This is a genomic window from Bacillus sp. IT-79MI2 (assembly GCF_949768135.1).
GTDB lineage: Bacteria > Bacillota > Bacilli > Bacillales > Bacillaceae_G > Bacillus_A > Bacillus_A pseudomycoides.
The window spans coordinates 24,438-48,478 of record NZ_CATKPV010000044.1 but is presented as its reverse complement, the minus strand read 5'-3'; the positions used below and the strand labels follow the sequence as shown (position 1 = coordinate 48,478).

Genomic DNA, 24,041 nt, shown 5'->3' with positions numbered 1-24,041 from the left:
TTTCATTCTCCTATTCACTTATCTAATATGCTTTAGGATCACTGTTCATTAACCAATCCATTACATTCTCAAATAAAGTTACAGAATAATTATGTTGTTTTTCTAGATTCAAGTGAGACAAAATATCAAAAATATTTTTTTCATTAGTTTAACACACAGATTAACAGAGCCTATTTCTAAAAAAACCCCTCTTCTTTTAATGACAAATTGTTCGCTATAGTCTGATTATTACTATATCCATTGACGTATAAAAATTCATTTGTTACCCTTGATTATGTTAATTTAATACATAAATCCTCATTCGTATCTCGGTGAGGTAGAGGTTGCAGTCATTAAGAGTATCATTTCAGGAGATGTAGTGGCATCGATGAATGAATGGGAAAGGAATGGTTGCCGAAGTAAGAAATGCCCACTGTGCATTCTTGCTGGGTCTGCTATTTAATAAGTGCAGAACTGTCACAAACAATTTGTTTGTGGAGAGCTATCGAGAGGTATGTCGTGGGTTTCCTATAAGATAGAAAGCACGTAGCGACAATTACACGTGCTTTTTTTGTTTTGTATGAAGCTTACCTTTCTTCCCTTTTTGGAAGACATACATATCTCCTCGCTTGACTTGGTTATACTAACTTTGGAGGTATTTTTTATGCAACAAAAAAAATGGGGTTTTTGGGTACTGACAGCATTCGTTGTCGGTAACATGGTTGGCGCTGGTATTTTCATGGTGCCAAGTACGTTAGCACAAACAGCAAGTCCTCTCGGTGTCACTTTAGCTTGGTTAACAACAGGGTTTGGTGTTTTAATGCTAGCTCTTGTTTTCGGTAATTTAGCAATTCGTCGTCCTGATTTAACGACAGGACCACAAAGTCATGCATATGCACTATTCTCATCACCAAAAAAGAAAAAAATGGCTGGTTTCAGTATGGTTTGGGGCTATTGGGTTGCAAACTGGGCAAGTAATGTCGCTATTATTACATCTTTTGCGGGATATTTATCACTCTTCTTCCCGATTATGAAAGACACACGCCTATTATTTTCGATTGGCTCTTTCGATATAGAAGTTGGAAAACTAATTACATTTTCTATTTGTTCTGTCTTACTATGGGGAACACATATGATTTTAACAAACGGTGTAAGCGGAGCTGGGAAGTTAAACTTCTTAGCAACAACAACAAAGGTGACTGGATTCCTTCTATTCATTGTTGTGACTTTGTTTGCATTTCAAGCTTCAAAATTTGGACAATGGTATACACCAATGATTGATAAAGAAGGCGTGTCACACGGACTGCTTTCACAAATAAATTTAGCTGCACTTACAACACTTTGGGCATTTATCGGTATTGAATCAGCTGTTTTATTATCAAACCGAGCTGTTTCTCCAAAAACGGTAAAACGAGCAACTGTAGCAGGTTTATTACTAACAGTTGCCATTTATTTAGGAATTACCATTTTAACAATGGGTGTTCTGCACATTGATAAACTTCAAACTTCTGAACGTCCATTAGCTGATGCATTAAATGCTGCAATGGGCCACGGCGGTGGGAAATTAATGGCACTACTTGCTCTTACTTCCCTATTCGGCTCTATCTTAGGCTGGATTTTATTAAGCTCAGAAGTACCTTATCAAGCGGCGAAAGAAGGATTCTTCCCTTCCTTCTTTGCAAAAACAAACAAAAAAGGAAGTCCAATTTATTCACTAAGACTGACAAATATTATGTCGCAAGTCTTCCTTTTCTCAACTTTATCAGGGACAATTGCTGAGGCCTATACATTCGTTATTACTGTCTCAACCTTAGCTTACTTAATCCCTTATCTCGTTTCACCAATCTTCCAATTAAAACTCGTTGCAACTGGTGAAACGTATAAAAACGAACCCGGTTCACGAATTATGGATGGTATTATCGCAGTCATTGCACTTTGCTATGCACTGTGGGTCATTAAAACTGGATCCTCAGATATAAAAACATTCCTTCTTGGAATTGGCTTATTTGTAATTGGCTTTGCATTTTATCCATTAATGAATCGCGATAAGAAAAAAAATGAAGAAAATAAAAACGAGCAAATTGCTTAAAGCAATTTGCTCGTTTTTATTTTTGTATAAGAAAGAAACCTATATAATAGAAGACAGAGGTGAAAAAACATGTCAATCGAAACACTATGGAGCACTCGTTTCCAAAAGCATATTCAAAACGTCATCATGTACTTTGCGCGCATGATTAGCGGTCTACTATACAGTTTCATCTTCGTCTCATGCATTGGTGCGTATTATTACGCCAAGTTTCTTAAAACATCTCCTTCTAAAGGCATTTCATTAATCATCATTATATCTCTGCTTACCATCATGATAACGAGATGTAAGGTTCGTACTTTTATCCAAAAGCCTGACGCTGTCTATTTACTGGCACTCGAAGAGAAATTAACATCTTATTTCAAACAGTCTCTTCTATACAATTATGTCATTCAACTTTTCCCATTGCTATTTACGTTTCTAATCATTACACCGCTAGCAATGCAAACATTACAGACAACCGTTCCATTCTTATGTACAATCTTTTTCATTTTAATGTTAATAAAAGGTTGGAACCTATATATCAATTGGATATGGCGTGATCAATATAACAGTCAAATCTGGTTTATCATTCGCTTCACTTGTAATGCACTCATTCTTTACACGCTCTTTCAGTCCGTATCAGTTGTTCTATTAGGTGCGATGCTATTACTTCTTGTCTTCCTACTTGTTTATACAACAAAACAGCCAACAAAACGAATTGGATGGGAATATATAATTGAGCAAGAAGAAAAAATGGACATGCACTTTTACCAATTTGCAAACTTTTTCACCGATGTCCCGCAGCTGAAAAAACAAGTAAAACAAAGAAAATGGCTAACAAGTTGGCTAGAACCTATATTACATAAAAAACAATCTACTTTTTTATATTTGAACACTTTATCATTCTTACGTGCGAATGATTATTTTGGTATATATATTCGATTGACTAGTATCGGTTCTTTTATTTTATATTTCGTACCGAATGTATTTGCAAAAGGCGCTATTACTTGTTGCCTCTTATATATGAGCTCTATGCAATTGCGTGCCTTATGGAAATATTTTCCAGGAAATAATATTGTAGCATTATATCCGATTTCATTTGAAGAAAGGGTACGTCAATTTCTTAACCTTGTATTTTCATTAGCAATCGTTCAGCTAGTGTTATTTTTCATTATTATATTCGCTGCACTCCAGCAGTTTTTACTTGTTCTTTCAACTATTATAGTCAGCATATTTTTTATCAAATTTATTATCTTACCAAGAACCAAAAAACAAATTTCTTCATCGGAAATTTAAATGAATGATTGTGTATTCTGAAAGAAAAAAACAGAAAGTTTAGCTAAAGAAGCTACTAGTAAAAAAAGAGAGCAGATTATCTGCTCTCTTATGATGCCTCATTATGTTCAGAGGAATGCTTAACACTCCCCATTCTCTTCAGTTTATTCCATCCTACCGCTACCCCTCGAATAGATGAAAATACAGATTTAATTACAACATAAGTCATAAATTGACGATAAATAAAGCGTTGTAAAATTAACCAGGCTAATGGTTTAGGATTCTCTTTCTCTAATTTAAATGCAAAAAGAGAAGCGAGAAGATCCATTGCAAAGAACACAAGATAAAACCCTAAAACTTTTAGAGGATTACTACCAAATAGCCCTATAATCATTAATATATCTGCTAAAGGAGCAATGAATTGCAGGACATATTGGAATAACCACATATTAGGTAATGCAACAAACCCTAATGTTTTATGCTTTGGGTTAAACAGTGCTTTTCGATGTTTCCAAAGACATTGGAGTGTACCATACGACCAACGATATCGTTGTTTAATGAGGCTTTTCACATCTTCAGGTGACTCCGTATAAGCATATGCTTTTTCTTCATATACAATTCGATGTCCTTGACGTAAGAATGTTATAGTAAGATCCGTATCTTCTGCCAGTGTATCTTCGCTTAAATATCCAGATTCAACTACATTCTTTTTACGCCATGCTCCAATAGCTCCAGGAACTACCGTGATACAATCCAACTCATCAAAAGCTCTGCGTTCTAAATTAAATCCTGTAATGTATTCAACATGTTGCCAAGTAGTTAACAAATTCCGTCTATTTCCCACTTTGACATTGCCTGAAACTGCTGCTACATTATGATCTTCAAAGTGTCTAATCATTAGAGAAATAGCATCTTGCGCAATAATAGTATCCGCATCTAAAGTGACAATGATTTCTCCTCGTGATTTTTGAAATCCTAAATTCATTGCGGATGATTTCCCACCATTTTCTTTCTGAATTAAACAAACTTTAGGATGTTTATGGAATGCTTCTTGAATTACTTTTGACGTACCATCTTTCGATCCGTCATCAACAACAATAACTTCAAATTCTCTATAATCACTATCCAAAATTGAGCGAATCGTCTTGGTAATAACCTTCTCTTCATTATATGCTGCTATCACAACACTAACGAAAGGTTGATAAGACGAATTAGTAAATAAACGAGATCTTGTTTTCCTTTTTTGCTTGAATGCAAAATAAATTAAAAATAGGAATCGGAAAATACCTAATCCAATAGCAATATAAAAAATAGTTGTTAATATATGCTTAGAATACCCCGCTCCTGAAAAAACAGCTTTGTTGTAAAGTAAATATTGCTTACCCTCAGAAGAAACGGGAGGCATTACTTCATCTCGTTCTTTATCCATTAAATCTGAAATTGTTACAAAACTATATCCATGTTTTTTAAGGTCTTTAATAATAATTGGTAGCGCCTCTACTGTATGGGTACGATTCCCTCCTGCATCATGAAGAAGAATAACATTTCCCTCCCCCTTATAAATGGGATTAAGAGCACGCTTTACCAATTCATTTGTTGAGGGCGTCGCCCAGTCCTCAGGATCAACTTTTTCTGCCACCATTGTATAGTTCATATTTTGTGCACGCAAAATAGGCAATATTTCATTTGATGAATCCGGATCAGCACCCGCTTCATATGGTGGCCTAAATAAAACCGTAGAATGTCCAGTTATTTCCTGAATCAGGCGCTGAGTTGTATTCAGTTCTACTTTTGTTCGTAGTAAAGACGTATCAGCTACGTTAGGATGTTTGAAGGTATGATTGCCAATTTCATGGCCTTCATCGTATATTCTTTTAACAAGACTAGGATTTAGCTGGGCGTTTTCACCAAGTACAAAAAAGGCTGCTTTTATTTTATACTCTTTTAATATATCTAGAATTTCCGGTGTGTATTTAGGATCTGGCCCATCATCAAATGTTAGTACTACTTGTTTTCCTTTTGGTTTTCCGTAGCGCTGCACTTGATATGCAGATGGTAGTGATTGATATACTTCATCTGTAAGATAGCCTTCTTTGCTTACTTTAAAATCTCTCAATCCATTTTTCTTTGCATTCTTAATCTGTAAAATTTCGCCTTGTCCAGAATATTTTACTTCATCTAAACTAGCGATTTTATGTAATGTGTCAGAATTTTTTTGTACCTCTATAGGATCTTTTAAAGCTTTCCATACAGTAGGATCTTCTGCTCCTAATCTCCATAATGCAACTCCCTTTGCATTGTTGTTCATTGCAATTTTTACTTGATTATAAAGAGTAACACCATCTAAGAACCAAGCAGTATGTTCTTTCGCTCCTTTTTTATATCGAAAATAAGGATTTCCACTAATCTTATCCCATTGAATTTTTATATTTGAATCATGAGCCATTGTCATAACTTCTGAGAAAGTTAAAGACTTCGCAGGTTTTTTGCTATTTACTTCCCAATCATATCCATAGTTACCGAAAGCAACTATAAGTTTCTCAGAGGGAATGTTTAGATCATTGAGCGTATGTTCAAACCATTTATTTGAAGCAATTGGTCCTGGTGTCCCTGCTCCATAGTGCTCATCATACATCATTACAATCATACGATCTATTACTTTGGCTAATGCACCATAATCAAAGGCTTTATCATTAGCAGGGACATCTTGCGTTACGAGCAAATGATGTTTGTGAAAGACCGTAGTAAGTTCTTTCATGAAATTTGTTAATTTATCTCTATCGCCTTCAGGTATTGACTCAAAGTCAATATTAATACCTGCAAATTGATTCTCTTCAATTCGCTTTACTAAATCATTAATAAACTTTGTCTGTACATTAGCTGGATCATTCAGTAACTTATGAATAAGTTTACTATCAGGACCAGAAGCTTCTTGCGTATAGTTAGTAAGCAAAGGCATAATTTTTACATGATTTTTTTTTGCTAACTTTACAATCTCAGGTTTAATCTCACTACTAATTGTTAAGTTTGCTTTTAAGTGATACCATTCTGGTACTAACATGGTTAATGAATCAATATTTTCTTTTAAAGAAGCAGTACTATTTTCATCCCAGTTTACATAAAAACCATAAACTTCTTTAGGTTGTTCGCCATTGCCTGTTGAATTTTCATTATTGCTTATTTCGGTATTAGAAGATTTGAATTCTCCCTTCTTTAACTGCTGGTCGCTGAGTTTTTGATTAATAGGTACAAGTTTAGTATCTTGCTGTACAGAAGGATTCATATTTGGAATTTCTGGTGTTGAAAAAATACTTCGAAAGAAAAAATAAAATACAATACTTATGCTAACTATTGAGATACATAGAAACCAACTGAAAGCTATTTTTCTTCTTCCTTTAGGATCATAAAAAACGGGTTTTGAGTTATCTTTCTCTTGTTGAATTTTTTTCTCCATTATTTTTTTACATACTCCTTTTCTTGTTATTCTGAATACAAGAATAAAATATTTTATTCTAAGTACAACGCAAACTATTTTAATAGATAGACTTCTAGGGTTTTGGTGCGAAAATAACTTAATAGGAATATAGAACAGTAATTTCCTGTTAACTTTGAGATCAAACGACTAATCCAAATAACTTATGAATGACTTCAACCTCATTTGGGGCAAATTTCACCCTTTGTTTGGTGAAGTTGCCCTTTTTCATCATATGCATGGCTTCGATACCTCTCAAAATCAAGGTTGCTGTACGAAATGACTTCAATCCTAACATGGAACGAACCCTCTTCTTCAATATTCTATGGATTTTTCTTTTCTTTCCCCTGATGTTGCGTGTCAGGAACGTTTTTGTCCTCTTTTTTATGCCCGTTGTTTTCGTTTATATTGCCTTTATTTTCTTGCTGAGACTCTTTATTTTCTTGTTTATATCCTTTTCCGTTGTTTTCTTGCTGAGACTCTTTATTTTCTTGTTTATACCCTTTTCCGTTGTTTTTTTGCTGAGACTCTTTATTTTCTTGTTTATACCCTTTACCGTTGTTTTCTTGCTGGGACTCTTTATTTTCTTGTTTATACTCTTTACCGTTGTTTTCTTGCTGAGACTCTTTATTTTCTTGTTTATACTCTTTATCGTTGTTTTCTTGCTGATGCCCATTATTTCCTTTTGATTGCTGGGGTTGCTGTTCCTGGGATTGCTTTTGTTCTATTTGCTCTTGCTTCTCATATCTTTCTTCTTTTACAGGAGACAAATTCGATGATGCATCGGGTGATGACTTTGGTTGCGAATGTATCTCCTGAGGGTGTTCCTCCTGATTAGACGGCGGTGCAGGAGGAGTAAGCGATTTCTTCTTCTCATTCTCTTGCTTTATATAGACACCTGTGCCGACTCCTGCTTTCTTGGCATTCTCTCGCACTTGCATCGTACTACTTTGATATACGACTGTAACATGTTTTGTCTCATACTCTTTCTTTAATTCTTGCATAGCCTTTTCCAACTGTGGTTCTAGCGACTTGTCCTTTGTAACAGCTGTTAGCATAATTTGCTTGTCATTCGTTAAGTATCCATCCTCTTGACTTTGCTTTACAATGGTACGTACTACGTCTTGCAAAAGTTTACTTTTCCATCGTTTCATTTCTTTTAAAATGCGCTTTCCATCATCATTACAAGCTCGCAAATCTATAACACGAAGATCCTTTGTTACGCTCGCCTCTAAACTTGGATTAATATCAATTGAGACATAAGCGAGTGCTTTTTCTTCCGGTTGGTTGTAGAAAAACAGAAACACACATAGAAAACAAGCAACAAGTAATGATGCAGGCTTTAAGAAAGAAGGGATTGAAAAACGCGGTACTCTTTGTTCTTGTTCGTTAAACGAGATTTCCTCTCCAATCATATAAGAGTGCGATTTTCTTTTAAACGTAATAAACTCTCCATCTGGAGTTAAAACAACTACACTATGTTTTTTTATATCCATCACAATCCCTTTATTCATCATGCTTCCCCCCTCTTATATAATCAAGAATATATGTATAGTTGTTTGCAAAGATAATACACATTGCAATAATGTATTTTCTATGCCGCTCCAACGTTTTACGACTTGCCCTAACACGCGGTTCAATGTGTTTAAGCGGTAACTTTTTCTTTCGAAACAGCTCTTCCATCATTTTCTCTTCTTTTATAATAATCTTTACAATTTCTATTAAGTGCTCACGCGTATCACGATGCTTTGGAGATTCCTTAGCAAGCTCTGAAAATGTGATTTTAAACTCAGCTAGTACAATTTGAAAATGAAGAATCTCCTCCTTACGGTTTCTGTTTTCCATCTCTTTCATATACTCCGTAAGCGATACCTGCATTTCTACCATTTCCTCTTGCTGGTCTTCTTTTAAAAAGACGAGATTATGCTTAGACTCCTTGCGTATATAGTCAATTACATCCCTTTTTATAAGAAGCTCAGCAAACGCTAGAAAAGATTTTCCTTTTTTATATGAATACTGTTCAATTGCTTGATTAAACGCAAACAATCCAATGCTGTATTCATCATCCTGCTCCGTAATATACCGGCGGCAGACAGACGAGATTGATTTTCGAATAAAAGGCCGATACTGTGCGATAAAAGCTTCCTTATCTCCTCCGTTGTTTTGTATGTTAAATACGATATCTTCTATTTTCGGTTTTTTTATGATCTTCATCACTAAACTCAACACTAGTAATCCCCCTCCCTCCTTTTGCTTCAAATAGCAAAATGGTCACTAAAGAAGTGACCATTTCATCACATTTTCTTACTACTTTTCTTTGTGCTTGTCTTCTTGCTGTTGTTCATGTTTTTCGTGACCGACTTTTTTACCGTTGTCTTGATGATCATTCTTTTCTGTTTGACCCTTTTGGTTTGATTGCTCATGCTTCTCATAAGAAACAGCCGGTTTATGTGCTGGCTGTGTTACTTGTTCTGGTTGTGCTGGAGTTACTTCTGTATTTTGATCTACTTTTTTGTTTTCTTTTGCAATAGCGTCCGCTTGTTTTTCTTGCTCTTTTTCTATTTTAGCTACAATCTTTGAAAAACTCTTCTCTATATTTTTGGTAATTGCAGCTTTTGCTTTCCTTACTATATATATTCGGGGGGAATAAAAATTTTCTGGGGGTCAAAAAAATATTTTTTTATAAAATAGATAAACAATTTTTTCCAAAAATAAAAAGCTGACAATTTCATCAACTTTTTCATAGATTCATATGTAAAAATACTCGCATTCATTTTATCTCGGTTCTGGTGCAAAAATGTTTGATCACATATATAAAAGATGGGAGCCCTACGATGAACAACACTCAAACTTTAACGCCCCCAAGTAACTCTGAGGAAAACCAAAGAAATATTAGTTTGCAAACATTAAGGGTCATTGGACTCATTGTATTAATTAGTGGTTATACCATTGTCACACTCTCTGAAGTAGGTGAACTGAAGAACCTTTTAATGAACCCAAGCACTAGCAATACATTAGCTGAAGTAGACGTTTTTTAGAAAAAAATGGTATATAAAAAGCGAATCATTATAAAAACGATTCGCTTTTTGTATATGTTCTTATCCTATATGAGGTATGTTTTCTTCACGGTATTCTGTCCTATTAATTGCTTTTCTAAATAATAAAATACTACTTACACCAATTAAAAAATAAACAATACTCATTCCCCATGATGCAATGAATGAACCAAGCATAATTCCTAATGCTCCATTCATTTTTGCCACCTGGAATACCATACCATTGATTGCCATATAAGAGCTCCGTGCATCATCTGGAACCATATCAGCCATAATGGATTGACGAACTGGCACATACATCATCTCGCCAACCGTTTGAAAAAGCCCCGCTATTAATAAGATCCACAAGCTACTACTTGATCCAAGTATTGTAAATCCAATTGTATAGATAAATAAGCCAACATATAATATTTTCAAATCATTAAAACGCTTCATCATTTTAATCACAAGTGCTGAAAATAAAACAATCAAAATCGTATTCTCCGCAGAAATCCAGCTTAGCATGCGGATACCTGTTAAATCAAAGGTTCCGTGATTTCCAAATACGAAATGCACCGTTTCAAATTCCTTTTGCAAGCGTACACCTAAATAATTATTGATCTGAAATTCTAATGATAATGTACCTATACTGGCTATACAAAAAATTAAAAAAGTTCGATCTGTCATCACAACTTTATAACTTTCAACCATTTCCTTTAGTACGTGCTTCTTTTTTATAATTGGCCGAGCGACATATACTTCTTCCATATATACAGCAATTAAATATAGCGTCAGCAGTGCTACCACTGTTAATAATACAAATAGTTGCAAACGATAATGTTCAAATAATAGACCACCAAAAATCGCTCCAATTGCAATAGACAAGTTAATTGCCCAATAATTAATACTGTACATTACTTTTCTATTCTCCGGTGTACTCACATCAATTAACATCGCCTCTGTTGCCGGATTCATAAGTCCTGAACCAAGGCTATTTGTTAGCATAAACACAAAAGTGAGCCAAGGTGAATCTACATAATTTGAATTCGCAATTCCCATACAAGCGATAGAAACTACTTGTATCACTTGCCCTATAATCATAACCTTTTTTCGTCCTAATCGATCTCCAATATAACCACCATAAAGCCCAATGACGAGTGCCGCCATTACGTTTATTAGTAATAAAACACCTGCAAGGACACTCCCGAGCTTTACTGAAAAATAAATCGCCATAAACGGGAAAATCATTGTTGATACAGTGCGTGTTAAAAATGATGTTATAATTCTAATTTTTATATTTCGATGCATACTCCAAAATCCCATTGTTTCTTCCCCCTTATGTGTATTCATTTTACTTTGAAAAAGTGGAAGAAAAAGGTTAGAATATTCTAAAGAATTTCCCCTTTTATTGGGAAGGAGTCGTTTAAACATGAAAGTGATGGACTATTATATTCAACTACGATTGCATGATCCAGAAAAACAGTACATGCAAAATAGCTTGCAAGAATTAGCCAATATTTTATATTGCAGTACAAAAAACGTAAAAATTTTACTTAGAAAAATGAATGAAGAAAAATTAATTACGTGGACACCAGGACGAGGACGGGGAAATAAAAGTGAAGTTCTCTTTCTCCATACCATTTCAGAAGTGGTTATGCCCTATGCGGAATCTCTCTTACAGCAAGATAAATTAAAAGAGATATTTCTTCTTTTAAAACAACCATTTCCTGCTTCCCTCCGAAAAAGCTTAGAAGAAAAACTACAGCAGCATTTTGGATACCAACCTTTAAACGATATGTATGACGTGCTAAAGATACCTTGCTCGCGAAAAATACTGCCACTTGATCCAGCATTTGCAGCTGTAACAACAGAGAGTCATCTCATTAGTCAAATTTTTGATACATTAGTGAATTACAACTACAACACAGAAGAAATTGAGCCACATCTCGCACATACATGGGAGGTTAGTGACGATCAACTTACCTGGACCTTTTATTTACGAAAAGGCATCCATTTTCATCATGAAAGAATCTTATCTTCTAAAGATGTTCAATTTTCATTTGAAAGATTACAACGTGTACACTCTCCTTATGCCTGGTTAACTGAAGAGATTGTGCAGATTGAAACACCATCACCACTACAAATAAGCTTTCACCTCCGAAAGCCGAACTTGTTTTTTCTGCATTATGTAAGTTCAATGCAATTAGCCATTTTACCGCATGATGTAGAAATACAAAATCATTATTATATGGGGACGGGACCTTTTAAATTACATAGTTATTATGAAGATCAAGTTGTATTAGAAGCATTTACAAATTATTTTAAAGAGCGTGCGTTACTTGATCGAATTGAGCTTTGGCGTATTCCGGAACATGCACAAATACATACACATTATGAACTACCAAATACTAAACATACAAAAGAACACGAAGTACAAATAGAAGAAACCGGGTGTATATATTCCGCATTTAACTTTACAAAGCCTGGTCCACATCATGATATTTATTTTCGAAAAGCTTGGAGAGAAATATATGACGTTGAATCGATTATTCGTGATTTAAAAGGTATGCGGACTATCCCCGCATCAAGCTTCTTTCCAAGTCGAAGCCGAGAAGCAATGAAACAATCTTATTCTTTATGCAAAGCAAAGGAATACCTGAAAAAAAGTACATATCAAGGTGAAACTATACATATTTACTTTTTCTCTTTTAAAGATAGTGCTCATGATGCAATTTGGCTAAAAGAGCGTTGCCAAAGCTTAGGCATACAAGTGGAATTACACCCTTTTCCTGTCTCAGACTACTCGGATCGTTCTATTGATCAAAACGCCGATATTATTTTAATGGGAGAAGTTTTTGCTTCTGATTTAGAAATCGCCTTTTTAAATGTATTTAAAAATAAAAGCTGCTTTATCAATCGCTTTATGCATCCTCACTATCAAAAACAGATTAATTGTTTACTAGATACATTCTTAGCCGAAGAAAATAAGGAACATCGTTATAAACTTATATACGAAATTGAAGAATTCCTTCGAACGGAATATATCATTTTATTTAATTATCATGTTCTAAAAAAGAAGATCTACCCATCTTCTTTAAAAAATGTAACGATCGATTCTTTTGGCTGGACGGATTTTTCAAAGCTCTGGATTCATCCTACAGAATCAGCTAAAGAGTATTGAAATCAAATTACTTAACCATTTATATATATTCATTTTAAATTTCCGACATATAAGTCGCGGTTATGAAAACAAAGGAAGTTCTTCACTCATTTTCTCCTTCTGTTTTCACATGGCATGGAGCTAAAAAAGGAACTGACCGCTCCTACGTATGATCGGATCCTCTCTCCCGCCTAAAAGAAATGGTTTTATGTCGGTCTTTCAATCTGCATCTCTATAATATGGATAACTTGCATAACCGTAAAACCTCAATCTTCAGATTGAGGTTTTACTAGCTATTTATTTTTAAAATTTAGGAAAGGTTTACTACTTCTTTTAAATGTGTTTCCAGTTCTGCTAAAAACATATCAATATTAGGATTTTTGACTACATCATAGCACGCAAAACTCTTTAAAGGACTCATACCAATAAATTTCTGTACTCGGTGCAAATGACCAATTGCTTCTTCTAAACTCTCACCTTCAAAGAATTGTGTGGAATTCTGAAATGCTGTTTTAGGTGCATTCCATGTAGTGGAAAACATGTATTGTTTCTCTGTTAATAATCCTCCTGTTCCGTATTGATCTCCTCCTTTAAAAAAGAGGCCGTACTCATATACTTCATCCATATACGTTTTAAATAATCCTGGTACACTAAACCAATAAATCGGTGTTTGATAGATGATAACATCCGCCCATAAAAACTTTTGTTGTTCTTCCTTAATATTGTATCCATCTTGAATAATCGTTGTTTTCACATGATTCTTTTCACTGAGTAAACTGACCATGTGATCAACCAATGTTTGATTTAATTTCCCTCCGTCGGCACTATATTTTTGATGACCATTTATGATTAGTATGTTTTTCATAGTTTTCTTCCCCTTTATCTGTTATTGATTGAATTGCATATATCTAAATCCACATTTTTTCGTACCGCTATCATTTAATTCTCAGCTACTACTCCAAGTTGTTGCATAAGAGTAAGATTGTCCTCTAAATGCCAGTCTTCCGTAATTTTCCCATCCTTAATACGTAAAATATCAATGGCAAAAAAGCTAATCGGCTTTCCATTATGCGTTCCTGTAAAGGATAGACGAGCTGTGACCTTATCACCAACCACTAATAAATCCTCAATCTTGCAATGTATATCCGGAACGACTTTACGAAAGTTTTTTGCAGCAAATGCTAAGCCTTCAGGACCTTGCGGGCGCCCTTTTGGCAACGTATTATCAAAAAATTTCTCTGTAACGGTTTGTGGAATAAGCTCCTCATTGCCAGTATCCCAAAATGCATAAAAACGTTGGGCTGTATGAATCATTGCTGTAGCATCTTTTTGACTTAATGAAGGATCGATTGTCATTGTTTTAGGTTCTGGCGAGCCTTTCAACAATTGAATTTCACTTTTAGAAGCAGACGTTTTTGTATTACTGCACGCAGTAAGTATGGTACCGATTATAACAATACAAATTACGAGAAAACTAAATGACCACCATAACTTTTTTGTTTGATTTTTTATTTTCATCATAGTCACCTCCTTCGTTTAGAAATCATTTGTGGTTCCTAACGCTATTTTATATGCAGTAATTTCCCTTTTGGAAGTAGTGATATTTTTTTCATATAGTTACTAAAAAGATAGTTTTGTGATACTATAAAGCAAATCAATTCAAAAAATTTTTATGGAGGCTATTTCCATGAGCAATATAGATCCGATTGTATTAACGAAAGGTTCACCTGGTATACCTTGTCCTATTGCAAAAACACTCGACGTAATTGGAACAAAATGGACATTTTTAATTATTCGTGACCTTCTTATTGAAGGAACATTGCGCTTTAGTGATCTACTAAAATCAATGGATGGTATCAGCCCAAAAACACTCTCACTTCGCCTTAAAGAATTAGAAAGTCAAGGTATTGTAACAAGAAAGGTTTATCCTGAAGTTCCTCCTCGAGTGGAATATACCCTCACGGATAAAGGGAAACAATTAGAAGGTATTTTTATCGAATTAAAGCGCTTTGGGCTAACTTTATAAAGTGGAACCTAACTTCTTTGCTTGCACTGCATTTTGAGGGGGAAAGATTACTGCCCGCAAATAGTAAGATAAAATAAAAAGGAGATGATCGCCTATACACAAATATGTGGCGGTCAATCTCCTTTGTTATTTATCTTTGGATGATAGGGATGCTCAATCGCTGGATATACAACATTCAAAACTATAATCGGCATTATGAATGCAAATCGCAAATGAGGGATGTTTTTTGATTTGTATAGCATTCTTGAAAAGTGCAAATGTTAAACCGTTTTATATTTTGAACTTGGATCTGGTAAAGTAATCCATGTTTTTATTTCCTCTCTATATCGTTTTTTAACTCGTATTATCAATCTATCACTATGTAATTTACACAACACATCAAACTTATTATTTTAAAAAGAGACTACAAAAGTGAAAATTTATTACAGCTCTTTCTATAGATTTATAAAAGCTCCTTCAAATTTCGAAGGAGCTTTTTTCTTATTTTTAAGATGTATGTAAAAATGTAACTCTACTTATTTTTTATTTCGCTAAACTTTCTACCATTTGCTTTTCTTTCCACATGACTGTAATACCGATGCCAATAGCCATAATAAAAGCAGAGAAAAGATACGGATAGTGGATGTTTACATCAAATAGTATTCCTCCCATAGCCGGCCCAACAATATTACCTAAGCTTGTATAGGTTGAGTTCATTCCCGCAACAAACCCTTGCTCTTTCCCAGCTGCTTTTGATAAAAATGTTGTTAATGCAGGACGAAGTAAATCGAATGCGAGAAAGATAAAACAAGTTACAGCTAATACTACCCAAAAATTAGAGATTAAGGTGGATACCACCGCTAATATTGCACCTGTGATTAAACATACTTGAATCAAGATTTTTTCACCAAGTATATCTACTAACTTTCCAAACATAAATATCTGTACAACAACACCAAAGATTGAGCTTATTGTAATAATGGTGGCAATATCCTTCGGTGTGAAACCAAATTTATGATCAGAAAACAGACTAAAAACAGTTTCATATGCTGATAACCCAAAAGCGAGTACAAATACAATAACAAATGCGATAAAGTAAAGTGGATTTAGTGATTTTTTTAAATCTCTAATAAAGTTTGTTTGCTTCGTATTAGCAGAAATTTCTGCTAGCTGTTCCGTTGTTAACGGCTCTTTAAGAATAAATATTGAAGAAACGCATGCGAAAAAAGCAATGGCTGCCGCAAAAAAGAATGGTATGCGCACACCATATTCTGCAATAAAACCACCGATGCCAGGTCCGATAATAAAACCTGTACTAATAGCAGCAGAAAGATATCCCATCGCTTTTGGTCGTTCTTGAACTGATGTAATATCTGCAACATATGCCGTAACACCAGGCATAATAAAGGCTGCACTAATTCCTCCTAACATCCTTGATATATAAAGCACCGATACATCCGTTCCCAAACCAAAGATAAGTTCTGAAGTACCAAAAATAAATAAGCCAATTATGATAATTTTCTTCCTGCCATAACGATCAACCCATCGTCCTGTTAATGGTGACATAAGTAGTTGTGCCACTGCAAATACGGCAACAAGATAACCCATCGTTTTTCCTGATAATTGCATGATATTCATAAATGACGGCATAACTGGGATGATGAGACCAATTCCGAGAAATGCAATGAATACATTACTTAGAAGAATGAGTAATACCATCTTTTGTTCTTTTATTGATTTCTTCATGTATTAACACCTCTTTCTGTAAAAATCATTGATGTGAAATTCTTCCCGACAATAATACCCAAGAGGTTTTTATTAGCGAAGATTCTTCATCCCTACAAACAGCAAGACAAAACAACATCACAAGTTATATCCTCTATATGGATTGAATGATGAGATTTATTTATAGTATTTACCTCTTACCTTATTTTTCATAAAATCCCTACTCGAAGTGACTGACTATCATTCATTTTTAAACAAAATGAACCCATCTCTTTACTAGTAATGGATTCACCTAACTGTTTATTCCCGAATGTCCAATGCATGTGTTAAAAAGTCTAGTACTTCAGCTTTCTGAAGATCAGCCTGATCATCCTTTTTATGATCATATAAATAAACCTGTTCCGCTGCAGATTCAACCAGAGCAATAAATAACTTTGCAGTTCTTTCAGCGTGAATAGAATTACGAATTGCACCTGCATCTTTTGCTTCATTTAAGAATTGATTTAGCCACATATAAAGAGGTTGATATACAGTTTCCCATTCTTTTATATGCTCAGTTGATGCAAGACCAGCATACATTAATGCTTGTATTTCACGATATTCCGCTATAAAGTCAAAAACAGCATCTATCACTTGCATAACTTTCTTTGAAAAAGGTTCATTATTCTGTACTCGTTCTTTTACTGCATGTATCATCTTTTCAACCATAACTTCTGCTATTGCAGGCATAACAGATAATTTAGAAGGAAAATACAGATAAAAAGTTCCTTGAGCAATACCAGCCAATTTTACGATATCAGAGATCTTTGTTTTTTCAACGCCTTTTTCCTGAAACACTTCAATAGCTGCATAGACAATTTTCTCTTTTTTATTCATGATTTGAGTCCTTTCACACGCGTATTGAATGACCGTCACTCATTCTATATGAAAGATTATTGTACTGTCAACAATAGAGTATAAGACATTACTACTCCTCCTATACGATCTTTTTAACAAGCTTGTTCTATCTTTAAGAAAGAGCCTTTAAACCTGTCACTCCGCATACAATAAGAGCCACACTAATCATACGTGCCTTACTTTTTGATTCTCCAAAAAAGAACATATTTAACAAAACAGCTCCGGCTGTTCCTATACCAATCCAAACCGCATAAGCTACACTTATCTGCAAAAATAGGAAAGATGTATATAAAAATGCGAAAGACATACCAAATCCACCTATATAAATCGCTCCATGCGTTACTGTTTTATCCTTACTATACATTTTAAGACCTACTACACCAACCATTTCACAAATCGCGGCACAAAGGACAAAAATCCATCCCATCCTTAAGCAGCTCCTTTCATAACTTCTTCTTCTACTTCTTTGTTATCGGCTAACTTCAGGCCAATAACGCCAGCTACTATCATAACTATAAAAAATAATTTCCCTAGACTAAAACTTCCACCAAAAAGAAAAACGTCCATTAAGAAGGTTCCCACAGTTCCTGCTCCAGCAAAAACGGCATATACTGTTCCTGTCGCAAGATGTTCACATGCTTTAGAAAGCATATGAAAATCAACAACAATAATCCCTAGAATTATTGCCCAATGCCACCATACGTGAGCAGTATTAAAACCAAACACCCAAAAAACTTCAAAAATACATGTTAATATTACATATAACCAAGCTTTATTTTTCATATATTCCCACCTCTTATGACTGAATGTCATTCATTGTTAGCTTGAATGTATCCATCTTGCTATAACCAATGAATGAATATTTATTTTCTTATATCCAATGCATGCGTTAAAAAATCCAAAACTTCAGCTTTTTGTAAATTAGCTTGATCCTCTTTTATATGATCATATAAATAAATTTGCTCTGCTGCTGATTCAACTAAAGCAATAACAAGTTTTGAAGTTCTTTCAACATGAATAGAATCCCGTATAACTTTAGCATCCTTAGCTTCTTCTAAAAAGCCTTTTATCCAAATGTAAAGAGGTTGATATAGACTCTCCCACTTTTTTATATGTTCGGTCGATGCTAAACCGACATATATTAATGCCTGTATTTCGTGATGTTCTTTTGTAAAATCAAAAATCGCATCTACAATTTGCGAGAATGTATCTAAGAAAGAAGAGCTAGCTTGTACTTTTTCTTCAACTGCACATATCATCTTCTCAACCATAATTTCTGCAATAGCAGGCACTACGGATAGTTTTGAAGAAAAATATAAATAGAAGGTTCCTTGAGCAATACCAGCTGATTTCACAATGTCCGAAATCTTTGTTTTTTCAATCCCTTTTTCCCTAAAACATTCGATAGCAGCATATACAATTTTTTCTTTTTTACTCATTATCTACACCCTTCCACGAAATAAAATGACTGAATGTCATTCATATTTATTGTACATTGATGATTTATAAAATGTCAATCATCCCTTTTTTTGATAATTGTTCTTGTTCATACATATATTTAAAAATTCCATAAGGTGAAACTTTAATCAGTTGGGGTTTTATCCCTCACTGATTATTAGCCATCACCAATCAGGCTTTTACGGGCAGTAAGACCCGCGAATAGCGGGATAAACAAAGATTCTAGGAGTTTTTAATTAAATCCCTGAAATTAAGAGCATCCTGGAAGGGGCCTCTCATTATTTAAAATAAATTTGTCACTGGAACTACTCTTCATGTTGAAGGTGGACATACATTAATTTAATTAACGAGGAGGCTATCCCCTCCTCCTTCTGTTTATCTCAATTATCTATTTCACACTAAATCTCATGTAACATACCGAATCATAGCAACTTCATCACAACAATCAAATTTCGGACAATGCCGACAATCAACCCACACTTTTTCAGGTAGCGATTCCTTATCAACCAAATCAAATCCACACTTCTTAAAAAATGCAGTTTGATACGTTAAGGAAATGACCCTTCTTACCTTTATTTTAGAAGCCTCACTTATTGCATGATTGACTAACCTACGCCCTAACCCTTTACCTGCATATGTATCCGATACGACTAATGATCGTATTTCGGCAAGATCTTCACCTAAAACATGTAAACCAGCAACTCCCAAAATCTCCTCTCCCTCTTTCACAGCATACAAACACTGTAAATACTGATAAAGGGACAAAAGTGAGCGCGGCAGAACAACTCCCTCTTTCGAATATATTTCTATTAAGTTATATATTTCTTTCACATCACTTGTAATCGCGTTAGAAATTTGCATAATATATCTCCTTAACATAAATATTCATAACTTATAATGTATAATAATTCATAAATTTATATAATAATACACCCACTTCTTAAACACGTCAATTATTATTCTGAATTTTTCATATAAAAACAAATACCGATTTCTTCTATATAACCAAGTCAATTTGGGACCATTTGCTTAACATACTACTAAAATATTGATCTAATGCGGGTTAAAGCCAAGTTTGAGATGTAGAAAGGCATATATGATGATTTCAGCGTGTCAAAAATCTAATTATAATACGGTTAGAAATGCATAATAAAAGACCTCAACTAGAGGTCACTTTGAAACGATAACTTGATTTTTACTTTTGAGTAGAAAGAAAATCCACCATACGAATAAAAACAAATAACCTATGGTCGTGAATATAGACCAAATAGCTCCTTGTTGTAATTGATTTATTAAATGTTCAAATTCATCCATTCCTTCCGCTCTTCCAATACTATTTATCAAACTAATTATTGGAACTGTTATAGCAAAAACAATGGCTAAAATGGATAAACTTTTCATTTTCTTTCGTATAACACAAAATATTGCAGCCCCTAATGTTATTAATAAAAATGAATAATATATTGCCCAAAACCAATTAGGAAGAGTCTCCCAATACATTTCCCCATCCCCCCTATTTACATTATTTAAGATCCTATTTATTGGAAATAATATAGCATATACATCACGGCTATGAAAATAAAAGAAGACCTCCTCTCATTTTATTCCTTTGTTTTCACATGGCATGGGGCTAAAAAAGGCCCTGATCGCTTCTATGCATGATCGGACCCTCTCTTCCATCTAAAAAGTGGTTTTATATCTCATTCAGTACTTGTTTTCGAATCTCTTATTGGTAATACTGTAGAATACTTAATTTCACGCAGCGCTAAACTCGTTTGTATTCGCGTAATCCCAAGCTTATTTAACTTTCTAATAAAACGCTCCAACTCTTTACGATCTCTGTTTGCGACCTTTAATAGGTAATCATACTCCCCTGTTAAACAATGACATTCCAATACTTCCGGCATAGATTCCAGTTCCCTTTCCAATACTTCAAGCTTTTCAGATTGATGAATATTTGTACTCATAAAAATAAAGCATAATAAATCAAATCCAAGTTTCTCTTGATTTAAAATCGCGACTTGCTTATCAATAAACCCTTCCCCTTCTAGCCTCTTTATTCGTGCATGCATTGCAGCCGGTGATAAATTAACACGACGCGCAAGTTCGGCATTACTTACTTGTGATTCCTTTTGTAAAATATCTAAAATTTGTACGTCCAAATCATCTAACACTTTAATAACAGATGACTCCATAAAAATCCCCCTTTTTTCTTACCGACGATTCTTCGAAAAAATGCATAATAACCCTAGTGAAATTAAATAAAATTCCGTAATTACAAACCTAAACAAAACATTTTATTGAATTTTCACCATTATACAAAAGAACATATTAGATAACAAAGAAAAATGCTAAAATTATTTACAATCCATACGATATAAATCCATTTTGTGTTTTCAACACATAAGTCACTGCTATGAAAACAAAAAAGGACATACACTCATTTTCTCTTTTTGTTTTTACTCGGCATGGGGCTAAAAAAGGATCTGACCGCTTCTATCCATGGACGGATTCTCTCTTCCCCCAAAAAAGAAAGGTTTTTTATCAGTTTTTCAATTTATACACTAATAAAAGGAGTTCCAAACTATGCCTTATTTTTATGTCTTTTTATTATTGCTAACAAGCTTACTATGGGGGGGAAACTTTGTTGTTGGAAAATCACTTGTCGATCATGCTTCTCCAATGACGCTTACAAGTTTAAGATGGCTGATTGCGATTGTTTGTCTCTTACCGATTGTTTGGTTTAAAGAAAAGAAACTTCTTCCACCGCGCGCTACAATTCTTCCCTTACTACTTATGGGAATCACCGGCGTTGTTCTCTTTAACATTTTTCAATTCTTAGCGTTAGAACAAACATCCGCAACAAACGTTGGACTTATTTCTACGTTAAACGCGATTTCAATTGCACTATTTTCGTCTTTATTCTTAAAAGAAAAAATAAATATGCTTCAAATCTTATCTATGATTCTTTCTTTTTTTGGTGTAATTCTCGTCCTTTCAAAAGGAAATATCGCACTGTTATTTTCATTACATTTTAATAGTGGGGATTTGTGGATGATGGCTGCGGTTTGTATTTGGGGTATCTATTCTGTTTGTAGTAAATGGGCAACAAAAACAACTACGCCAATGATGGCAACTTTATATTCTGGTATTTTTGGTGTCATTATATTGCTTCCATTTAATATACCAAGCTTTACTGTTTCCAATATTAATGCTTCATTTATCACTTCACTACTATATACAGGCTTAATTTCAACTGTAGTCTGTATGGTATTTTGGAATATTGGTGTTCAAAAATTAGGAGCAACTACATCAGGAATTTTTCTAAATTTTAATCCAATTTTCACTGCCATTTTAGCGTTTCTTTTCTTAGGAGAAGAACTAACTTGGATCCAAATCTTTGGGACTATCACTGTTATTACTGGCTGTTATTTATTTTCTCACTTTAAAACAGTTGCTCATCAACCTAGCCAAACTTTAGTACGGCAGCACTCTTAATAGATCAACATCGCCATTATCTTTAACATAATGGCGATGTTTTTACATTCTTCACTTTTTACTTCTCATTTCTTTTAAATACTGCTGTTCTTCTGCTGGTGATAAACGTTCTGTTGCCTTTCCAGTATCCCCGCCTTGAATTTTCCACAAGAAGTTATGTTCCTCAACTGTTTGCGAAAAATCCTCTTTCTCCCAGCGGTCTAAAATAGCAAGTAGCCTTGTTTTATTATTAAAATTTTTACTACTCTCTACAGCCCTCTTCGTATTATGAATTTCCTTTTTCGTCATTTCAATAAATCCCCATTTCTCAGAGGATTTTACTTTTTGATGTACCATCTTATGCATAATAGATATAATTTCATCTTCACTAACTCGCGGCGTTTCTTCCACTACCTTCTTTTCCTTTTGAGCAATTACTTTCTGCTCCTTTAAACGTTTATCCTCTACTTCGACATACTCAAGAAATTTATAAGCGCCAAATATAACACCCATTACAATTACGATAGTCGTAATCGTCCCTATTATCCATTTTTTCATATTATGTATTTTGATATCTCCTCTAATTGTTACTAAAACAAATGGAATCGCCTACAAATAGCCGATTCCATTTGTTTATCATTTTTAAGCTTTCATCGCTTCTCTAACAACGTGACTATCCACATATTGCTTGAACTTCACGATTTTTCCATTCTCAAGTTGCCATACATGAACGAACTCTGCTTCAAATGCTTTTCCAGTTTCTTTATAGACTCCTGAATACACACCTTCAGCAATAATAACGTCTTTTCCTTTTACTTCATGGTACGTATTTACATTCGCTTTATAATCATCCCATTCTGATCCTAAACGACTAAATACATTTTCCATTACTGCATCTACACCAATATACGTTCCACCATATGGAAAACCAGCTGCCTCTGTCCATTCTACTTTTTCAGAAAGGGCTTCTACTAGATGTTTTGCATTTGAAGAAGATGGTCCTTCATATGTGCTTCGAATAATCTCTAAATTTGTTTTTTGTCCCATTATTTTTCCCCTCCAAACGCATTTTCTGCTAAAACAAGTCCAATTTCCCGTTCCTTTACATTTGGAAACCGTTCCTTCATTGCAGTTTGAATTTCTTCACTTGAAGGATTCTTCGAAGGTACTTCATCAAATGGCACTAAGTATTTACGAGTATGTTCAATTGCATCTTTCTCTCCATAAATAATCGTTGATGTAACTTGAAAGGCTTGTTCAGATCCTGTAAAGACTTCTACATGTAATTTTGACATGTTGTTTCCTCCGTTTTTCTATATACATTTACACTTTTATTATTTTATATTTCCTTACTTGTTATAATCACTCTATATTGTAACTAAAGTAGTTACAAATAAACCAAAAAAATATGCTATCTATTTACAACTCATACTTCATTGCTAAGTACTTAGTTGTAATCATTATAGTTACAACTAAGTGCCAAGTCAATA

General features: G+C 34.2%; 23 protein-coding genes, 1 pseudogene and 1 riboswitch. Of the genes and pseudogenes, 6 read left to right on the top strand and 18 right to left on the bottom strand.

Features of this window, described 5'->3' with window-relative positions; translation table 11 throughout:
• Positions 1-309: 309 nt before the first annotated feature.
• Positions 310-492, top strand: a riboswitch (Lysine riboswitch).
• Between the two features lie 151 nt (positions 493-643).
• Both ACM6HU_RS03080 and ACM6HU_RS03075 read left to right on the top strand, forming a co-directional pair.
• Positions 644-2,068: an amino acid permease gene (locus ACM6HU_RS03080; RefSeq protein WP_016113265.1), complete on the top strand. Its 1,425-nt coding sequence runs from the start codon at positions 644-646 to the stop codon at positions 2,066-2,068.
• 69 nt (positions 2,069-2,137) lie between these two features.
• On the top strand, positions 2,138-3,343 hold the full coding sequence (locus tag ACM6HU_RS03075) for an ABC transporter permease (protein ID WP_077295141.1): 1,206 nt from the start codon (positions 2,138-2,140) through the stop codon (positions 3,341-3,343).
• Positions 3,344-3,431: 88 nt separating this feature from the next.
• Here ACM6HU_RS03075 and ACM6HU_RS03070 read toward each other — a convergent pair whose 3' ends face one another.
• From ACM6HU_RS03070 to sigI, 4 genes and pseudogenes are all read right to left on the bottom strand, one after another.
• A complete protein-coding gene (locus ACM6HU_RS03070; protein ID WP_077295139.1) occupies positions 3,432-6,776 on the bottom strand; it encodes a glycosyltransferase in 3,345 nt (1,114 codons plus the stop codon).
• 160 nt (positions 6,777-6,936) lie between these two features.
• Positions 6,937-7,122 (bottom strand): annotated as a pseudogene (locus tag ACM6HU_RS03065) (IS6 family transposase); the annotation flags it as partial.
• On the bottom strand, positions 7,118-8,308 hold the full coding sequence (locus tag ACM6HU_RS03060) for an anti-sigma factor domain-containing protein (protein ID WP_077295137.1): 1,191 nt from the start codon (positions 8,306-8,308) through the stop codon (positions 7,118-7,120). The pseudogene ACM6HU_RS03065 and the gene ACM6HU_RS03060, both read right to left, overlap by 5 nt.
• Positions 8,301-9,023 carry an RNA polymerase sigma factor SigI gene (gene sigI, locus ACM6HU_RS03055; protein ID WP_077295135.1) on the bottom strand — a complete coding sequence of 241 codons (723 nt, stop codon included), beginning with the start codon at positions 9,021-9,023 and terminating at the stop codon, positions 8,301-8,303. Before sigI ends, ACM6HU_RS03060 begins: the two co-directional genes overlap by 8 nt.
• Positions 9,024-9,628: 605 nt before the next feature.
• Here sigI and ACM6HU_RS03050 point away from each other — a divergent pair.
• Positions 9,629-9,832, top strand: a complete 204-nt coding sequence (locus tag ACM6HU_RS03050) for a hypothetical protein (RefSeq protein ID WP_016113258.1) — start codon at positions 9,629-9,631, stop codon at positions 9,830-9,832.
• Between the two features lie 60 nt (positions 9,833-9,892).
• Here ACM6HU_RS03050 and ACM6HU_RS03045 read toward each other — a convergent pair whose 3' ends face one another.
• Positions 9,893-11,152, bottom strand: a complete 1,260-nt coding sequence (locus ACM6HU_RS03045; RefSeq protein ID WP_088093929.1) for an MDR family MFS transporter — start codon at positions 11,150-11,152, stop codon at positions 9,893-9,895.
• A 106-nt stretch (positions 11,153-11,258) separates the two neighbouring features.
• Between ACM6HU_RS03045 and ACM6HU_RS03040 the strand changes: the two genes are divergently transcribed.
• Positions 11,259-13,010 (top strand): SgrR family transcriptional regulator, encoded by a 1,752-nt coding sequence (locus tag ACM6HU_RS03040; RefSeq protein WP_016113256.1) that lies wholly within the window; start codon positions 11,259-11,261, stop codon positions 13,008-13,010.
• A gap of 289 nt (positions 13,011-13,299) precedes the next feature.
• Here the strand turns inward: ACM6HU_RS03040 and ACM6HU_RS03035 are convergent, their stop codons facing one another.
• Together ACM6HU_RS03035 and ACM6HU_RS03030 are read right to left on the bottom strand one after the other, a co-directional pair.
• A complete protein-coding gene (locus tag ACM6HU_RS03035; protein WP_016113255.1) occupies positions 13,300-13,854 on the bottom strand; it encodes an NAD(P)H-dependent oxidoreductase in 555 nt (184 codons plus the stop codon).
• Positions 13,855-13,928: 74 nt separating this feature from the next.
• Positions 13,929-14,510: an ester cyclase gene (locus ACM6HU_RS03030; protein WP_016113254.1), complete on the bottom strand. Its 582-nt coding sequence runs from the start codon at positions 14,508-14,510 to the stop codon at positions 13,929-13,931.
• Positions 14,511-14,676: 166 nt separating this feature from the next.
• Here ACM6HU_RS03030 and ACM6HU_RS03025 point away from each other — a divergent pair, with 166 nt between their 5' ends.
• On the top strand, positions 14,677-15,015 hold the full coding sequence (locus ACM6HU_RS03025) for a winged helix-turn-helix transcriptional regulator (RefSeq protein ID WP_016113253.1): 339 nt from the start codon (positions 14,677-14,679) through the stop codon (positions 15,013-15,015).
• Between the two features lie 522 nt (positions 15,016-15,537).
• On the opposite strand, the gene ACM6HU_RS03020 is transcribed toward ACM6HU_RS03025, so the two are convergent.
• From ACM6HU_RS03020 to ACM6HU_RS02985, 8 genes are all read right to left on the bottom strand, one after another.
• Positions 15,538-16,740, bottom strand: coding sequence for an MFS transporter (locus ACM6HU_RS03020; protein ID WP_016113252.1), 1,203 nt, complete (start codon positions 16,738-16,740; stop codon positions 15,538-15,540).
• Between the two features lie 279 nt (positions 16,741-17,019).
• Positions 17,020-17,598: a TetR family transcriptional regulator gene (locus tag ACM6HU_RS03015; protein WP_033671375.1), complete on the bottom strand. Its 579-nt coding sequence runs from the start codon at positions 17,596-17,598 to the stop codon at positions 17,020-17,022.
• A 130-nt stretch (positions 17,599-17,728) separates the two neighbouring features.
• Positions 17,729-18,043 (bottom strand): DMT family transporter, encoded by a 315-nt coding sequence (locus ACM6HU_RS03010; protein ID WP_003195471.1) that lies wholly within the window; start codon positions 18,041-18,043, stop codon positions 17,729-17,731.
• Between the two features lie 2 nt (positions 18,044-18,045).
• Complete coding sequence (locus ACM6HU_RS03005; RefSeq protein ID WP_016113250.1) at positions 18,046-18,399, bottom strand: DMT family transporter; 354 nt, start codon at positions 18,397-18,399, stop codon at positions 18,046-18,048.
• A gap of 80 nt (positions 18,400-18,479) precedes the next feature.
• Positions 18,480-19,058, bottom strand: a complete 579-nt coding sequence (locus tag ACM6HU_RS03000) for a TetR family transcriptional regulator (RefSeq protein ID WP_303745121.1) — start codon at positions 19,056-19,058, stop codon at positions 18,480-18,482.
• A gap of 421 nt (positions 19,059-19,479) precedes the next feature.
• A complete protein-coding gene (locus ACM6HU_RS02995; RefSeq protein ID WP_098116854.1) occupies positions 19,480-19,935 on the bottom strand; it encodes an N-acetyltransferase in 456 nt (151 codons plus the stop codon).
• A gap of 309 nt (positions 19,936-20,244) precedes the next feature.
• A complete protein-coding gene (locus ACM6HU_RS02990; protein WP_016113247.1) occupies positions 20,245-20,574 on the bottom strand; it encodes a hypothetical protein in 330 nt (109 codons plus the stop codon).
• A gap of 200 nt (positions 20,575-20,774) precedes the next feature.
• Positions 20,775-21,269: an Lrp/AsnC family transcriptional regulator gene (locus ACM6HU_RS02985; RefSeq protein ID WP_016113246.1), complete on the bottom strand. Its 495-nt coding sequence runs from the start codon at positions 21,267-21,269 to the stop codon at positions 20,775-20,777.
• A 391-nt stretch (positions 21,270-21,660) separates the two neighbouring features.
• Here ACM6HU_RS02985 and ACM6HU_RS02980 point away from each other — a divergent pair, with 391 nt between their 5' ends.
• Entirely contained in the window at positions 21,661-22,572 is a 912-nt protein-coding gene (locus ACM6HU_RS02980) for a DMT family transporter (protein WP_098116855.1), read from the top strand.
• A gap of 51 nt (positions 22,573-22,623) precedes the next feature.
• On the opposite strand, the gene ACM6HU_RS02975 is transcribed toward ACM6HU_RS02980, so the two are convergent.
• The 3 genes from ACM6HU_RS02975 to ACM6HU_RS02965 form a co-directional block, all read right to left on the bottom strand.
• Positions 22,624-23,109: a DUF6241 domain-containing protein gene (locus ACM6HU_RS02975; RefSeq protein ID WP_016113244.1), complete on the bottom strand. Its 486-nt coding sequence runs from the start codon at positions 23,107-23,109 to the stop codon at positions 22,624-22,626.
• An 84-nt stretch (positions 23,110-23,193) separates the two neighbouring features.
• Positions 23,194-23,598: a nuclear transport factor 2 family protein gene (locus ACM6HU_RS02970; RefSeq protein WP_016113243.1), complete on the bottom strand. Its 405-nt coding sequence runs from the start codon at positions 23,596-23,598 to the stop codon at positions 23,194-23,196.
• Positions 23,598-23,846: a hypothetical protein gene (locus ACM6HU_RS02965; RefSeq protein WP_016133178.1), complete on the bottom strand. Its 249-nt coding sequence runs from the start codon at positions 23,844-23,846 to the stop codon at positions 23,598-23,600. The genes ACM6HU_RS02970 and ACM6HU_RS02965 overlap by 1 nt, the downstream gene beginning before the upstream one ends.
• Positions 23,847-24,041: the final 195 nt, after the last annotated feature.